Origin of the sequence: Bradyrhizobium sp. USDA 223, from assembly GCF_044909005.1 — a bacterium.
Lineage (GTDB): Bacteria > Pseudomonadota > Alphaproteobacteria > Rhizobiales > Xanthobacteraceae > Bradyrhizobium > Bradyrhizobium yuanmingense.
In genome coordinates, this window is record NZ_JBIYDR010000001.1 from 4,366,926 (window position 1) to 4,382,206 (window position 15,281).

Annotated in this window: 15 protein-coding genes, 1 pseudogene and 1 riboswitch; of the genes and pseudogenes, 10 read left to right on the forward strand and 6 right to left on the reverse strand. The window is 64.7% G+C overall.

The features are described 5' to 3' along the window. The first annotated feature begins 87 nt into the window (after window positions 1-87). The 6 genes from ABIA40_RS20235 to ABIA40_RS20260 all read left to right on the forward strand — a co-directional run bounded on the left by ABIA40_RS20235 (window position 88) and on the right by ABIA40_RS20260 (window position 6,672). Complete coding sequence (locus ABIA40_RS20235) at window positions 88-1,017, forward strand: histone deacetylase family protein (RefSeq protein ID WP_036004131.1); 930 nt, start codon at window positions 88-90, stop codon at window positions 1,015-1,017. Between the two features lie 73 nt (window positions 1,018-1,090). Next, window positions 1,091-1,342, forward strand: coding sequence for an exodeoxyribonuclease VII small subunit (locus ABIA40_RS20240; protein WP_008132970.1), 252 nt, complete (start codon window positions 1,091-1,093; stop codon window positions 1,340-1,342). Between the two features lie 627 nt (window positions 1,343-1,969). Then, window positions 1,970-3,898 carry a 1-deoxy-D-xylulose-5-phosphate synthase gene (dxs, locus tag ABIA40_RS20245; protein ID WP_271542469.1) on the forward strand — a complete coding sequence of 643 codons (1,929 nt, stop codon included), beginning with the start codon at window positions 1,970-1,972 and terminating at the stop codon, window positions 3,896-3,898. A gap of 217 nt (window positions 3,899-4,115) precedes the next feature. Then, entirely contained in the window at window positions 4,116-4,670 is a 555-nt protein-coding gene (locus ABIA40_RS20250; protein ID WP_404543025.1) for a nucleoside 2-deoxyribosyltransferase, read from the forward strand. Between the two features lie 27 nt (window positions 4,671-4,697). Beyond that, a complete protein-coding gene (locus tag ABIA40_RS20255) occupies window positions 4,698-5,432 on the forward strand; it encodes a TlyA family RNA methyltransferase (RefSeq protein ID WP_404543027.1) in 735 nt (244 codons plus the stop codon). After that, window positions 5,425-6,672 carry a class I SAM-dependent RNA methyltransferase gene (locus tag ABIA40_RS20260; RefSeq protein ID WP_404543028.1) on the forward strand — a complete coding sequence of 416 codons (1,248 nt, stop codon included), beginning with the start codon at window positions 5,425-5,427 and terminating at the stop codon, window positions 6,670-6,672. The genes ABIA40_RS20255 and ABIA40_RS20260 overlap by 8 nt, the downstream gene beginning before the upstream one ends. Here the strand turns inward: ABIA40_RS20260 and ABIA40_RS20265 are convergent. After that, a pseudogene (locus ABIA40_RS20265) lies at window positions 6,669-7,269 on the reverse strand (hypothetical protein). The gene ABIA40_RS20260 and the pseudogene ABIA40_RS20265 overlap by 4 nt on opposite strands. A 110-nt stretch (window positions 7,270-7,379) precedes the next feature. On the opposite strand from ABIA40_RS20265, the gene ABIA40_RS20270 reads away from it, so the two are divergent. Further along, window positions 7,380-8,225, forward strand: coding sequence for a nucleotidyltransferase domain-containing protein (locus ABIA40_RS20270; RefSeq protein WP_271542479.1), 846 nt, complete (start codon window positions 7,380-7,382; stop codon window positions 8,223-8,225). Window positions 8,226-8,229: 4 nt separating this feature from the next. Here the strand turns inward: ABIA40_RS20270 and ABIA40_RS20275 are convergent, their stop codons facing one another. Then, window positions 8,230-8,865 carry a hypothetical protein gene (locus tag ABIA40_RS20275; protein ID WP_193760406.1) on the reverse strand — a complete coding sequence of 212 codons (636 nt, stop codon included), beginning with the start codon at window positions 8,863-8,865 and terminating at the stop codon, window positions 8,230-8,232. Between the two features lie 195 nt (window positions 8,866-9,060). Next, the gene (locus tag ABIA40_RS20280; protein WP_404543029.1) at window positions 9,061-9,924 is read right to left on the reverse strand and encodes a DUF1194 domain-containing protein; all 864 of its coding nucleotides are present in this window, start codon (window positions 9,922-9,924) and stop codon (window positions 9,061-9,063) included. A gap of 261 nt (window positions 9,925-10,185) precedes the next feature. Next, window positions 10,186-10,262: riboswitch (Fluoride riboswitch) on the forward strand. A gap of 91 nt (window positions 10,263-10,353) precedes the next feature. On the opposite strand from ABIA40_RS20280, the gene ABIA40_RS20285 reads away from it, so the two are divergent. The 3 genes from ABIA40_RS20285 to clpS all read left to right on the forward strand — a co-directional run bounded on the left by ABIA40_RS20285 (window position 10,354) and on the right by clpS (window position 12,436). Then, a complete protein-coding gene (locus ABIA40_RS20285; protein ID WP_404543030.1) occupies window positions 10,354-11,577 on the forward strand; it encodes an MFS transporter in 1,224 nt (407 codons plus the stop codon). Window positions 11,578-11,605: 28 nt separating this feature from the next. Continuing rightward, window positions 11,606-11,989 (forward strand): fluoride efflux transporter CrcB, encoded by a 384-nt coding sequence (gene crcB / locus ABIA40_RS20290; protein WP_404543031.1) that lies wholly within the window; start codon window positions 11,606-11,608, stop codon window positions 11,987-11,989. Between the two features lie 141 nt (window positions 11,990-12,130). Beyond that, complete coding sequence (clpS, locus tag ABIA40_RS20295; protein ID WP_036004073.1) at window positions 12,131-12,436, forward strand: ATP-dependent Clp protease adapter ClpS; 306 nt, start codon at window positions 12,131-12,133, stop codon at window positions 12,434-12,436. 53 nt (window positions 12,437-12,489) lie between these two features. Here clpS and ABIA40_RS20300 read toward each other — a convergent pair whose 3' ends face one another. The 3 genes from ABIA40_RS20300 to aroC form a co-directional block, all read right to left on the reverse strand. Beyond that, window positions 12,490-12,888 carry a hypothetical protein gene (locus ABIA40_RS20300; protein ID WP_271542488.1) on the reverse strand — a complete coding sequence of 133 codons (399 nt, stop codon included), beginning with the start codon at window positions 12,886-12,888 and terminating at the stop codon, window positions 12,490-12,492. Window positions 12,889-12,928: 40 nt separating this feature from the next. Continuing rightward, on the reverse strand, window positions 12,929-14,119 hold the full coding sequence (locus ABIA40_RS20305; RefSeq protein ID WP_404543032.1) for an adenylate/guanylate cyclase domain-containing protein: 1,191 nt from the start codon (window positions 14,117-14,119) through the stop codon (window positions 12,929-12,931). A gap of 62 nt (window positions 14,120-14,181) precedes the next feature. After that, entirely contained in the window at window positions 14,182-15,270 is a 1,089-nt protein-coding gene (gene aroC, locus ABIA40_RS20310) for a chorismate synthase (protein WP_271542492.1), read from the reverse strand. Between the last annotated feature and the right edge of the window lie 11 nt (window positions 15,271-15,281).

Below are 15,281 nucleotides of genomic sequence, written 5' to 3' on the forward strand. Positions count from 1 at the left end.
CCAAGCGCCTAGATTGGGTTTTGCATTGCGTTTTGGCGCCGAATGGGCCAACGACGCCAAAAGCCCGTTTTCCGTGAGGCCGACCTGATGAGCACGCTTCTCCTTTCCCACAAGGCCTGCCTCGACCATGTCACGCCGCCGGGACACCCTGAAAGGCCGGATCGCCTGCGCGCGGTGGAAGAAGCCTTGTCGCATGAGCGCTTCCAGTTCCTGGCGCGCGAGGAAGCGCCGGAGGGCGATCTCGATCTCGTCACGCTCTGCCACAACGAGCATTACGTCACCGAGCTGCGCCACATCGCGCCGACCAGCGGTCAGGTCTATATCGACGGCGACACCTCGATGTCCCCGGGCACGTGGGAGGCGGTGATGCGCGGCGTCGGCGGCGCGGTCGCGGCGACCGAAGCGGTGATGGCCGGCGAGCATCGCAACGCCTTCGTCGCGGTCCGCCCGCCCGGACATCACGCCGAGATCGGCAAGCCGATGGGCTTCTGCTTCTTCGACAACGTCGCGATCGCCGCGCGCCACGCGCAGCGCAAATACGGCATCAAGCGGGCGGCCATCGTCGACTTCGACGTGCATCACGGCAACGGCACGCAGGACATCTTCTGGTCAGACCCGACCGTGATGTACTGCTCGACGCACCAGATGCCGCTGTTTCCGGGCACCGGCGCTAAAAGCGAGCGCGGCGATCACGACACCATCGTCAATGCGCCGCTCGCCTCCGAGGACGGCGGCCCGGAATTCCGCGTCGCGTTCGAGAATCTGATCCTGCCGCAGCTCGAGAAATTCAGCCCCGAGCTCTTGATCATCTCGGCCGGCTTCGATGCGCATTATCGCGATCCCCTGGCTTCGCTCAACCTGCGCGCGGAGGACTATGCCTGGGTGACGCGCAAGCTGATGGATCTCGCCGACAAGACCGCTGGCGGCCGCGTTGTTTCGGTGCTCGAGGGCGGCTATGACCTGCAGGGACTGAAAGAATCTGTTACGGCGCATGTCGGCGCCCTGATGGGCGCTTGACCCACCCGCCACATTACGCCCGCAAAACTCTGCTTTCTCCAAGGTGAAGCGAATCGGGCAATCGGAAACGGATATGGCCGAAAATACTCAAGTCGACGTCTCCAGGCTCACCTTCGAGCGCGCGATCGAGGAACTCGAAACGATCGTGAAGCGGCTCGAGGATGGCAAGGTGCCGCTCGAGGAATCCGTGACGATCTACGAGCGCGGCGAGGCCCTGAAGCGGCGTTGCGAGGAATTGCTGCGCCAAGCCGAGGCGCGCGTCGACAAGATCACCACCGATGCCAGCGGCCAGGCCACCGGCACGGCGCCGCTCGACGTCCAGTAAAAAGAGTGCTCTCCCGCTCAGCCTTCTGACTCCCCAGGGCCGTGCAAGAGCGCGACGCAGGTCCGCATAGAATGTCTTCGCGGTGAGCGTGGCCGCTGCGTCCTTATCGCAGTGCGCAGTTCCCGACCGGCATGCGGTTCCCTGGCGGTGGATCGATACGTCCCCATCGAATCGGGTCGTTGAGAGCGAGAAAAGCCCATACTCGGGCCAAAAAGCGGCCAAGAACCGAGCAAGGCCGGAACCCCTTACCCCGCACCGAGGTTAACCACTTCTGGTCCGCGAGTTGCACCTGCATACCCCTAATCGGCCCAGCGGGTTGGCTTTGGCCCAAGCTTTGGTGTAAAGCTGCGCGGAGTGTGGCTTTTTGTAAGCCTTGCGTGGGCACCGATTACCGACGACAAGCGCTTCAAACTGCTAATGAAATTGGCTTGGGACGGACGAAGCCGATCTAAGTGACAGGGATCACAGAGACTGAACCGGAGCACACTTAAGCTTACCTAAGCTTGAAGGCGGGGCCTTGCCCCGTGCAGGTGGCTCCGACGGTTATAGGACTCGCGCTGCGCCGATATTGTGCAAACCCATCGCGCACCGGAATGACCTTCCGGTGCTGACAAATTGGAAATCGCCGTGAACGCATACAGTAAGACGCCGCTTCTCGACACCATCCGGACGCCGGAAGATCTGCGCAAGCTCAAGGTCGAGCAGATTCGCCAGGTTGCCGACGAGCTGCGGCAGGAGACCATCGATGCCGTCTCGGTGACCGGCGGTCACTTCGGCGCGGGCCTCGGCGTGGTCGAGCTCACCACCGCGATCCATTACGTCTTCGATACGCCGCGCGACCGGCTGATCTGGGACGTCGGCCACCAGGCCTATCCGCACAAGATCCTCACCGGCCGGCGCGACCGCATCCGCACGCTGCGCACCGGCGGCGGCCTGTCCGGCTTCACCAAGCGCAGCGAGAGCGACTACGATCCGTTCGGCGCGGCGCATTCCTCGACCTCGATCTCCGCCGGCCTCGGCATGGCCGTGGCGCGCGACCTCTCCGGCGGCAAGAACAACGTTATCGCCGTGATCGGTGACGGCGCGATGTCGGCCGGCATGGCCTATGAAGCCATGAACAATGCCGGTGCGATGAATTCGCGCCTGATCGTCATTCTCAACGACAACGACATGTCGATCGCGCCGCCGGTCGGCGCCATGAGCGCCTATCTGTCGCGCCTCTACTCCGGCAAGACCTACCGCACGCTGCGCGATGCGGCCAAGCAGATCAACAAGCGCCTGCCCAAGATCCTCGCCAACCGCGCCAATCGCGTCGAGGAATATTCCCGCGGCTTCATGATGGACGGCGGCACGCTGTTCGAGGAGCTCGGCTTCTACTATGTCGGCCCGATCGACGGCCACAACCTCGACCATCTGCTGCCCGTGCTGAAGAACGTCCGCGACATGGAGACCGGCCCGATCCTGGTCCACGTCGTGACGCAGAAGGGCAAGGGCTACGGCCCCGCGGAAGCCTCCGCCGACAAGTACCACGCCGTCGTCAAGTTCGACGTCGCGACCGGCACGCAAGCCAAGGCCAAGCCGAACGCGCCGGCCTATCAGAACGTGTTCGGCCAGAGCCTCGTCAAGGAAGCGCAGAAGGACGACAAGATCGTCGCCATCACCGCGGCGATGCCCTCGGGCACCGGCGTCGACATCTTCAACAAGGCCTTCCCCGACCGCACCTTCGACGTCGGCATCGCCGAGCAGCACGCGGTGACCTTTGCCGCGGGCCTTGCGACCGAAGGCTACAAGCCGTTCTGCGCGATCTACTCGACTTTCCTGCAGCGCGGCTACGACCAGATCGTCCACGACGTCGCGATCCAGAGCCTGCCCGTCCGCTTCGCCATCGATCGCGCCGGCCTCGTCGGCGCCGACGGTGCGACCCATGCCGGCTCGTTCGACAACGCCTATCTCGGCTGCCTGCCCAACATGGTGATCATGGCGGCGGCGGACGAAGCCGAGCTGGTGCACATGGTGGCGACCCAGGTCGCGATCGATGACCGTCCGAGCTCGCTACGCTATCCGCGCGGCGAAGGCCGCGGTATCGAGATGCCCGAGGTCGGCATTCCGCTCGAGATCGGCAAGGGCCGCATGATCCGCCAGGGCAGCAAGATCGCCCTGCTCTCCTTCGGCACGCGCCTCGCCGAATGCGAGAAGGCCGCCGACGAGCTCGCCGCCCACGGCCTGTCGACCACGATCGCCGATGCGCGCTTCATGAAGCCTCTGGATACCGAGCTGGTGCTCAAGCTCGCGCGCGACCACGAGATCCTGATCACGATCGAGGAAGGCTCGATCGGCGGCTTCGGCTCGCATGTCGCGCAGTACCTGACCGACCAGGGCGTGCTCGACAGCGGCATGGTCAAGTTCCGCTCGATGGTGCTGCCCGACGTGTTCCAGGACCACGACACCCCGGCCGCGATGTACGCCCGCGCCGGCCTCGACGCCAAGGGCATCGTCGCCAAGGTGTTCGAGGCGCTCGGCAAGGACGTGAAAACCGAGACGGTCAAGCTGGCTTGATTGTCGCGGCAGACGCTGAACCCCACCTCTCCCGTAGGGAGAGGTCGGATTGCTCCTGGCGATGCGAAGCGTCGTCCAGTGCAATCCGGCTGAGGGGCTCAGGTCCCACGTGAGAGCGTAACCCCTCACCTGCGCCTTCGGCGCGACCTCTCCCCTTGGAGAGGTTTTGCACCGCCGACGTCGCGGCAACTCCGATGCCTTCTCAATCGGTCGCGCGATGAAAATCTATCTGGCAGGCCCCGACGTGTTCCTGCCGGATGCGGTCGAGATCGGCCGGCGCAAGGTCGAAATCTGCGCCGCGCACGGACTTACCGGCCTTTATCCCCTCGACAATGCGATCGACCTCACCGCGCGTGACGCCTCGCGGCAAATCTTTTGCGGCAACGAGGCGATGATGGACGATGCCGACGCGATCATCGCCAACCTCACCCCGTTCCGGGGCGCCGGCGCCGATCCCGGCACCGTCTACGAGCTCGGCTACATGGCCGGCCGCCGCAAATTCTGCCTGGCTTATTCCAACGACGGCGCCGTCTATGCCGACCGCCTCAGTCGCTTCATGGACGTCGTGTCCGAGGATGGTCGGCTGGTCGATGCACAGGGGCTGGCGGTCGAAGATTTCGGCCTCGTTGACAACCTCATGATGATCCATGCGCTGGAGCTGCACGGCTGCCCGCTGGTGACGCCGGCCACTATGCCGACCGACGTCTGGCACGATCTCACCGCGTTCGAGACTTGCGTCTGGATGGCGGCCGCGCGATTGATCGCTACATAAGCTTTTTAGTCGTCCGTCGGAGATCCGATGCCCCCTGCCCGCAAGCGCGCGGATGTATTGCTGGTCGAGCGCGGCCTGTTCGAGAGCCGGGCGCGAGCTCGCGCGGCCATCGAAGCCGGCCTCGTCACGGCCGACGACAAGCAGGTCGCAAAGCCGTCGGAGACGATCGCCGAGGATGCGGTGATCCAGGCCGAGCCGGCGCACCCTTACGTCTCCCGCGGCGGCGTCAAGCTCGCCGGGGCGCTGGAGCGGTACCCGATCGAGATCGAGGACCATGTCTGCCTTGACGTCGGCGCCTCCACCGGCGGCTTCACCGAGGTGCTGCTGGCGAACGGCGCGAGCCTGGTGTTCGCCATCGATGTTGGCACAAGCCAGCTGCATCCCTCGCTGCGCGATCATCCGAAGATCGTATCGATGGAGGAGACCGACATCCGCAGCTATGAGGGCAAGCGCCTGCCGGCGCGCCCCGATGTCGTCGTCATCGACGTCAGCTTCATCTCGCTGAAATCAGTGCTGCCGGTGGCGCTGTCGCTGGCGGCCGCGCCGATGAGCCTGCTGGCGCTGATCAAGCCGCAATTCGAGGCTGACAAGAAGCACAACAAGAAGGGCATCATCCGCGATGCCGCCATACACCGGGAGATCTGCGACGACATCGCGGCCTTTGCGGCGTCGCTCGGCTGCACCGAGATCGACATATTCCCCTCGCCGATCACCGGCGGCGACGGCAACATCGAATTCTTTCTGGGCGCGCGCCGTGGTTGAGCGCATCAAGATCGATCATGTCGGCCATCGCGGCGACGGCGTCTGCCTCGACGCCGGCGAAGCAATCTATGTGCCCTATACGCTCGGCGGCGAGACCGTCGAGGTCGATCACGTCGCAGGCCATCATCCCGACCGGCGCAAGCTGCTGGCGGTGGAGGTCGCAAGCCCGGAACGCGTCGAACCATTCTGCCCGCATTTCGGCGTGTGTGGCGGCTGCGCCATCCAGCATTGGGCGACCGAGCCGTATCGAGCCTGGAAGCGCAATATCGTGATCGAAACGCTGGCGCAGGCCGGCATCGATTGCGAGGTGGCGCCGCTGGTCGACGCCCACGGCGCCGGGCGCCGACGCATCACGCTGCACGGCCGGTTCGGCACACACGATATCCTCAAGGTCGGCTTCTCGGCTGCGAGCTCTCACGACGTCATCCCGATCCATCGTTGTCCGATCCTCGATCCCGCGCTCGAGGGCGCACTCGATGCCGCCTGGGCGCTCGCCGAGCCGCTGACGTCCAAGATGCCGATGACCAAGCCATTGGATATCCAGGTCACCGCGACCGCCAATGGCCTCGATGTCGACGTGCGCGGCTCCGGCCCGCTGCCGACGCCGCTGGTCACCGCGCTGTCGCGCGTCGCCGAGCAGCACCGCCTGGCGCGGCTGACCCGGCATGGCGAGCTGGTGCTGCAACGCCTGCCGCCGACGGTGAGGATGGGCCGCGCCGAGGTGACGCTGCCGCCGGGCTCGTTCCTGCAGGCGACGGTGGCAGGCGAGGAGACGCTCGCGGCACTCGTCACGGACCGCATCGGCAAGGCCAAGGAGGTGCTCGACCTCTTCTGCGGCGTCGGTCCGTTTGCGCTCAGGCTCGCGGAGAAGGCGCGCGTCACCGCCTATGACAGTGACGCCGGCGCCATCGCGGCGCTGGCCAAAGCTGCGCGCACACCTAGCCTGAAGCCGATCAAGTGCGAACCGCGCGACCTGTTCCGCCGCCCGCTGGTGCCGCAGGAGCTGCGGGACTTCGACGCCGTGGTGTTCGACCCGCCGCGCCAGGGCGCGCAGGCGCAGGCGCTGAAGCTTGCGGCGAGCAAGGTGCCGGTCGTCATCGCGGTGTCCTGCAACGCCGCGACCTTTGCCCGCGACGCACGGCTCTTGATCGACGGCGGCTATCGGCTGAAGTCCGTGGTGCCGGTCGACCAGTTCCGCCACACGCCGCATGTCGAGCTGGTGGCGGAGTTTAGACGCTAGCGCCGCAGGCCGCTCAGCGCCGGCGATTCGCCGGGCAGCATGTTCGATCTGATATCGCTGTCCATGCGGCCCGAATCCTGCTGGGTGTAGCCGACGCCGAACGACAGGCTGAGATTTGAGGTCGGCTTGAATTCGACACCCGCAAACCCGCCATAGCCGGGCCCGGCGCCGGAGGTGAGCGGCGCCAATGAGCTGCCGATGCCGTTGCCGTATTTCAGCGTGTCGAAGCCGGCAAAGAAGGTGACGGGCATACCGCCGCCGGTCTTCATCTGATAGCCGAATTGCGTGCTGTCATAAGAGAGCGCGCTGAAATTGCCGAGCGAGCCCGCCTGGTTGAAGCCGCTCAATCCGAGATTGCCGCGTTCGCGACCGATGAAGAACCCGTTTGCAGAGCTCGTGCGCCAATCGGCCCTCTCCGGCGTTGAAGCCCGCAAAGTTGCCATAGGTGTCGGAGCTCAGGCCGGCAGCGCCCCCAAGGCCGAAAGGCCCACCGGGAATCCAATATCGCAGCGGCGCGACTTGCGCATGAACCGACGCCACGCCGAGGCAGAGCACGGCGAGACCCGCAAGAGCGCATGAGCGTGCAATGTCGAACATCCTGGCTACCGTCTAGAACCCTGCAAAACTATACTCCTCGACCATCATCAATGCCAGCGGAGTGACCGCGTCGTCCTCGCGCCCGCAGGACTTTTGGGGAACCTCACCAGATGCCGCACGATCCGTTACTCGCCCGCCTCACACCGGTTCTTGCCGCGGTACCTGGCGTCCAGGCCGTGGTGCTCGGGGGCTCACGCGCGCGCGGCACTGCCCATTCCTCCTCCGACTATGACATCGGACTGTACCGCTCCAACGCCGCTCCGCTCGACACGGATCGACTGCTGACGGTGGTGAAGAGTATCGCCGACGATCCAGGCGCCACGACCGTGACAACATATAACGAATGGGGATCGTGGATCGTCGGAGGAGCCTGGCTGTCGGTCGAGGGGCGGAAGGTCGATCTGCTGTACCGTTGCCTCGATGATGTCGAACGCGTCATGTCGGCCTGCCGGTACGGTAAGGTGCTCATGGCCTACCAACCCGGCCATCCGCATGGTTTCTGCTCGACCATCTGGATGGGCGAGATCGCATATTGTCAGCCGCTGCACGATCCGAGCGGCGTGATCGCCCGGCTCAAATCGATCGCACTTCCCTATCCGGAGGATCTGCGCAGCGCCCTGATCCGGCGCTTCCAATGGGAGGTCCTGTTCAGCATCGAGAATGCCGAGCTCGCGGCGGCACGCAACGAGCGGACCCATGTCGCGGGATGCCTCTACAGGTCGCTCGCCTGCATTGCGCAGGTGCTGTTCGCAGTGAACGAGCGCTATCTGATCAACGAGAAGGGGGCGCTACAGGAGGCAGCCGGCCTGCCGCTGACGATTCCGCACCTGGTGGAGCAGGCCGACGAAATCTGGCGACTCGTCGCTGATGGCGGTTTCGCGCAGGCCTGCGCAATGCTGCGGCAGGTCGACCGAGAATTGAAGGCGCTGGCTCACCCCGGCGGAACAGCGCCGTAAAGTGTTATGCCGTCCTATCGACCGACGACGACGAATCCGCCGGCGGATATTTCGTCACCGGCACCATGAAGGATTTGGTGCCCACCTGGTAGATGATCTTGCCGTTCTGCCCGTCGTCGCTTGCGATCTGCGTCTGTCCGAACATGATGACGTTCTTGTAGACGAAGCCGGTGCCCTTGCGGGTGACGCCGTCGGTGGTGACGCTGACCTCGGCCTCCTTGCCATTGACCGACAGCACCTTGAAGCTCGCGCTCTTGCCGTTCTCGCTGGAATAGCCGCCCCAGCTTCCCATCAGGCGGTTGTCGGACGCGGGCGGGTCCTGCTTTTGCAGATTGGCGGTCTGCTTGCCAACGCCCCCGAACGAGAACAGCATCACCATGTTCTTGCCGTCCTTGGTGCCGACCGTGACGCCGCCGAAGGTGATGAGCGTGCCCTTAACCTCGGCAAACCCGCGCTCGGTGCGCCCGTTGTTGGTGTACTCGACCTGCGCCCGGGCCCCGCGGATGTTGACGACCTTGAAGCCGACGGGCTGGTTGTTGCCCACCCAATTGCCCTTCCAGTCACCGAGCAGAGCGCTCTGGCGATACAGCCGCTCGTTGGCGGGCGAAATCTGGCTGGTGCTCGATGTGACGATGGCCATTGGATTGCTCGGACGGGCCTGACAAACCCGCTTTCGCTGGTTTGGGCAGGTCAGGATGCCGGCGGGAACGAACAGTAACGATGCGATTAGGGCCACGCAGCCGTTAACGAGCCGTTAAGCGCGCGCATGGTTCGGGCGGGCAAAAGGTCTCAGCCGGAACTGGCGGGCGTGATGCCGCCGGAAAAAACCGCCCCCTCACCGTCCCCAGCGGTCGGACCAGATCTTCTCGCCGATGAGGCAATTGACGCGCGGCTCCTTGTCGGCAACGCGCATCACCGGGCGCTCCGGCGTGCGGCCGGCGATTTCCATCAGCAGCTTGGTGCGGATCGCTTCCTTGAACTTGTCGCGCTCCTTGATCGTGATGACGAAGGACCCCGGCCCTCCGATGACGCAGTCCTCGTAATAAAGATCGAGATTGTCGATATCCATGGTCGAATAGGACGGCTCCTTGACCATGATCGGCAGGCCGTTGATGACGATGCCTTTCTCCAGCGCAGCGTCACGCGCCATCGTGACCGGGCCACCATTGTTGTTCGGACCGTCGCCGGAAATGTCGATGACACGGCGCAGGCCGCGATAGGGATCCTCGTCGAACAGCGGCATCGCGAAGTTGATCGCGCCTGATATCGAGGTGCGCGAAGCGCGCCGGATCGGCGTCTTCATGATCTCGGCGGCAACCGCGTCCGCCGTCTCCGGACCATCGATCAGCCGCCAGGGAATGATGATCTTCTGGTCGCTGGAGGCGGCCCACTCGAAATAGGTCACTGCGATGCGGCCGTTCGGGCCGAGCTTCAGCGCCTGCAGGAACTCCTTCGACTGGATCGCCTGCGCATAGCCCTCGCGCTGGATCGCGAGCTCGTCCATGTCCATCGAGTAGGACACGTCGACCGCGAGGATCAGCTCGACATCGACGCTCTGCGCGTCCTTGTCGGCCGCAAGCCGCTGCGGTTGAGTTCTGGGTGATTCGAATTTGGGTCCTGGTGCCGCGATGCCCGCGACGTCCCCTCCGGCGAACATGCCGGCCACCAGCACAGCCCCGATCGAGAACAGCAAACGCATCGCAGTCTCCCGTCGTATGACGCGATGGTGACATGCAATCGGCTTGCCGCAAAGGCCGAAGATCGCTTGTGCTTCACATTCGAGTTAGGAATTCACACGTTACGCAAGTCTGCCGCCATGTTGCCGCGCTTGCGTCGGGAACAGGGGCGATCTCAAGAGCCGTCGTTCCGGGACTCGCGTAGCGAGGGCCGGGAATCCAGCTGCCGGCGGAGGCACGCGACCCCGCCCACTTGTCCGGCACGATTTCCATGCTAGGTTGGTCGCACCGATGGGGATGGAGTCCCCCGACAACCGCCCGGCGGTCGATGACCTCATGGGCTGATGACTCCTGCTCGAGGAGAGGCAATCTTGGGCCTCTGCCTTTGGCGGGAGCATGGATGTACCCGCCGATGGCGGGTTTTTTGTTGCCTGCTGGCGGCCGGCAGGCGAATGCGAGGGGACGACGAAGACGTGACGACACCGAATGCCGTACGTACCACGCTGCCCAGAGGGATCTGGGTGCTCGGCTTTGTCTCGATGTTCATGGACATCTCCTCCGAGATGATCCACGCGCTGCTGCCGGTCTATCTCGTCACCGTGCTCGGCGCCTCCACCCTCACCGTCGGCTTCATCGAGGGCGTTGCCGAGGCGACCGCCTCGATCACCAAGATCTTCTCCGGTGCGCTGTCGGACTGGCTCGGCCGCCGCAAGCTGCTCGCCGCGCTCGGCTATGGGCTGGCCGCCTTCACCAAGCCGCTGTTCCCGCTCGCGCCCAGCGTCGGATGGCTGGTGGCAGCGCGCTTCATCGATCGCGTCGGCAAGGGCATTCGCGGCGCGCCGCGCGATGCGCTGATCGCCGATATCGCCCCCGTCGGCCTGCGCGGCGCGAGTTTTGGCCTGCGGCAATCGCTCGACACGATCGGCGCCTTCGTCGGGCCGCTCGTGGCAATCGGCCTGATGTGGTGGACGGCAGACAATTTTGCCCTCGTGTTCTGGGTGGCGGTGCTGCCGGCCTTCCTGTCCTTCGGGCTGATCGCGTTCGCGGTGAAGGAGCCGGATCCCGATCCGAGCCGGAAACGTGCCGAAAATCCGCTCAATCTCGCCGCAATGCGCCAGCTCGGAGCGGTCTATTGGCGCGTCGTCGCCGTGGGCGTCGTGTTCACGCTCGCGCGCTTCAGCGAGGCTTTCCTAATCTTGCGCGCACAGAACATCGGGCTCGAGGTGATGTGGGTGCCGGCTGTACTGGTGCTGATGAACGTCGCCTATGCACTGTCGGCCTATCCGGCCGGCGTGCTGTCGGACCGGATCAACCGGACCGGCCTGCTCGCGCTCGGCCTGGTCTTCCTCGCCGCGGCCGACCTCGCGCTGGCGCTGCTCCCGAGCCTTGCGGGCCTCGCACTCGGAGTCGTGCTGTGGGGACTCCATATGGGACTGACGCAGGGCCTGCTCTCGGCCATGGTCGCCGATGCCGCCCCGCCAAGCCTGCGCGGCACCGCCTTCGGCTATTTCAACCTGTTCACCGGGCTTGCCCTGCTGGCTGCGAGCGTGATCGCGGGTGCGCTGTGGGACGCCTATGGACCGGCGGGAACGTTTCTTGCCGGACTTGGATTCGCGCTGATTTCGCTGGTGGGGCTGCTCGCCGTCGGCAAGGGTCTGGCCACGGAGGGCAAGTGAAGCAAATGGCGAAGTGGGGACCGAGACATTGAACATTCAATACATTCTCGCCGTCGCCGGCGGCGGAGCGCTCGGCGCGGTCATACGCTATCTCGTTGCGATCGGGTCGGGCCGCGCGTTCGGTACGGATTTTCCCTGGGGCACGCTGATCGTCAACGTCACCGGATCGTTCCTGATCGGGATTTTCACCGCGCTGTTCGCGACCAAATGGAACCTGCCGCAGGCGGCGCGGATCTTTCTGACGGTCGGAGTTTGTGGCGGGTACACCACGTTCTCGACGTTCTCGCTGGATGCCTGGTTTCTGATCGAGCGCGGCCAGACATGGGCATCCGCCGCCTACATGATTGCGTCGGTCGTGCTGTCGGTGGGCGCTCTGATCGCCGCATTGCAGCTCGTTCGCGCGCTTCCGTAACTCGAGCAGGCGCAAGTCGTGCATTCCTGCCCAGCCGCGACGGCATAGTGGCGAGCGGCCGCGTATCTTGGAGCGCTGCCCGCTCCTGCGGTATGATGCGTTGGCTGGTGGCTCATCCGAGCCAGAGCGTTTCGGGACACGATGAACGATACCGTCACCAAACCGAAAACCAGGACCAGGACCAAGGTCGAGCGGCCGAAGCTCCACAAGGTCATCCTGATCAACGACGACTACACGCCGCGTGAATTCGTCACCATGGTGCTGAAAGCCGAATTCCGCATGACCGAGGATCAGGCCTATAAGGTGATGATCACCGCGCACAAGCTGGGCGCCTGCGTGGTGGCCGTATTCACCAAGGACGTCGCCGAAACCAAGGCAACGCGCGCCACCGACGCCGGCCGTGCCAAGGGCTATCCGCTGCTGTTCACGACAGAGCCGGAGGAGTGAGGCATACAGCCTAGAAGTGCGGTCAAGGCGCGCCAAGATGATCTGGCCGCGTGCTACTTCAATTTGGCAAAGACCTTGCTGAACTCCGGAAGCTGCAGCCTTCGCTTCTCCTCCTGCCATTCAGCTTCATTGAAAGGGCCACTCACGGATACCTGCACCAAAACGTCCCGCTCATTCGCCTCTCGTGCGATATAGTAGAACTCCGTGACCGAACGGTTCGGTTGCTCTCCCCGCTTGCGCGGGTGGCGAGCGAACACGATGTACCGGGCATTCGCGCCGGCCTGAAACACCGTAGGCCCCGGCAGACCATCGCCTACACAATCTGCATCGGTGCCGATGGATCGGCAAAGCATCATATCTTCATCGACGTCGAGGGCGACGAGACGATAAGGCCCATCAACCGCTTCGTCTTGAACGAACCCGCAGCCAGTCAGGCACAGGGAGAGCGCCAAGGATGCCCATGGTCTCACATGCGAGAGCACGGATCGACTTTCACGCCATCACCACCGACGTCTCCTCCGCCAGCCCGTACACACGCTGCGCCTTGGAGAATCCCGCGATCGGAAACTCGCCGAGCTGGTGCCAATCATGGCGGCAGACATTGGCAAAACCTTCCGAGGCGACGACGGTCCGCCCCAGGCGCCCCGTGATCTTCTCCAGCCTTGCGGCGAGATTGACCGCCGGGCCGATGCAGGTGAAGTCGAGGCGGTTGCCGCCGCCGATATTGCCGTAAAGGATGTTGCCGACATGCAGCGCGACGCCAAAGCGGAAGCGCTCGACGACGTCGCCGACCGGAAAGGCGAGCGCCTCGACGCTGGCGCGGGATTCGCGCGCCGCCTCCAGCACGTGCGCGCAGACATGGGCGGCATCGCCGACATATTCGTCGATCGGGAACACGGCGAGCAGGCCGTCGCCCATGAACTTCAGCACCTCGCCGCCATGGTTTCGGATCGCCGTGACCTGGCAGTCGAAATAATGATTGAGGATCTGGACAACCGTCTCGGGCGGCAGCCGGTCCGACAGCGCGGTGAAGCCGCGCAGGTCCGACAACCAGATCGCGGCCTGCATGGTGTCGTGGTGGCCGCGGCGGATCTGGCCGCCGAGAACGCGCGCGCCGGCGCGGTTGCCGACATAGGTGTCGAGCAGCATCTCGGCGGTGCGCCGCTGGCTGATGATCTCGCTGATGCGCGCGAGCGGCGTCACGAGGGAGCGAATCGTCGCGATGTCGTCGTCGCTGAAGCCGCCGGACTGCTTCGTAATCCAGCTCGTCGCGTGAATGGAGCCGTCGAGAAAAGGCACCGGCACCGCGACATAGTCGGTCGCGCCTTCGGCGCGCATGTCCTCAAGGAACGGAAATCGCTTGCTGTCGGGATCGCTTGCGCGGCCCCTGACCTCGATCCCCTGCTCGAACACGACGCGCAGCGGGCTGCGGGCGAATTCGGGCGTGTCCAGGATCTCGAAATCGACGCTGCCGACTTCGACTCCCTGGCCCTGCTGCCAGATGAAGTTGCGGCCGAAAACTTCGGGATGCAGCGTACGGATGAAGATGCCGAACCGCCACAGCGGCAGGCCGGCCGCGACCAGACGTTCGCAGAAATCGGCAATCCCTACGGCCGGCTCCTGAGCCGCCCAAGTGCCGTCAATCAGCCAGTTGGAGATGCGCTGAAGCTCGGAGCTGTTCATGGCCGCATTTGCGGACGAAGTTGTGGAGCCGTCAAGCTGCGCGGTGGACTAGTACCGCAAGTTCAGCGTCCCACCTGCCCGCGATCGCGCAGGAAGTGATCGGCCAGCACGCAGGCCATCATGGCCTCGCCGACGGGGACGGCGCGGATGCCGACGCAGGGGTCGTGGCGGCCCTTGGTGAATATCTCGGTCTCGGTACCTTGCCGATCGACGGTGAGACGCGGCTGCAGGATCGACGAGGTCGGCTTCACCGCGAAACGCACCACCACGGGCTGTCCGGTGGAGATGCCGCCCAGCACGCCGCCGGCGTGGTTGGAGAGGAAGCGCGTGCCGTCATTGCCGGAACGCATCTCGTCGGCGTTCTCCTCACCAGTCAGTTCTGCCGCACCAAAACCGGCGCCGATCTCGACGCCCTTCACGGCGTTGATGGTCATCATCGCGCCCGCCAGATCGGAATCGAGCTTGGCGTAGATCGGCGCACCAAGACCTGCCGGCACGCCTTCGGCGACGACCTCGATCACGGCACCGATCGAGGAGCCGCTCTTGCGGATGCCGTCGAGATAGGTCTCGAAGAACGCGGCCTTGTCCTTGTCCGGGCAGAAGAACGGATTGTTGGCGACCTCGTCCCAGTCCCACTTGTCGCGGTCGATCTTGTGCGGGCCGATCTGCACCAGGGCGCCCCGCACCTTGACGTCGGGCAGCACTTTCCGGGCGATGGCGCCGGCCGCAACGCGCATCGCGGTCTCGCGCGCCGAGGAGCGCCCGCCGCCGCGATAGTCGCGCAGGCCGTATTTCGCCTCATAGGTGAAGTCGGCGTGACCGGGACGAAACTTGTCCTTGATCTCGGAATAGTCCTTCGAGCGCTGGTCGGTGTTCTCGATCAGAAGGCCGATCGGCGTGCCCGTCGTCACCTGAACGCCAGTCTCGGGATGGGCCATCACGCCAGACAGGATCTTCACCTGGTCCGGCTCCTGGCGCTGGGTGGTGAAGCGCGACTGGCCGGGACGGCGGCGGTCGAGATCCCGCTGGATGTCGGCCTCGGTGAGCGGGATCATCGGCGGGCAGCCGTCGACCACGCAGCCGATCGCCACCCCATGGCTCTCGCCGAAGGTGGTGACGCGGAACATGTGGCCGAAGGTATTGAAGGACATCCCGAACTGCC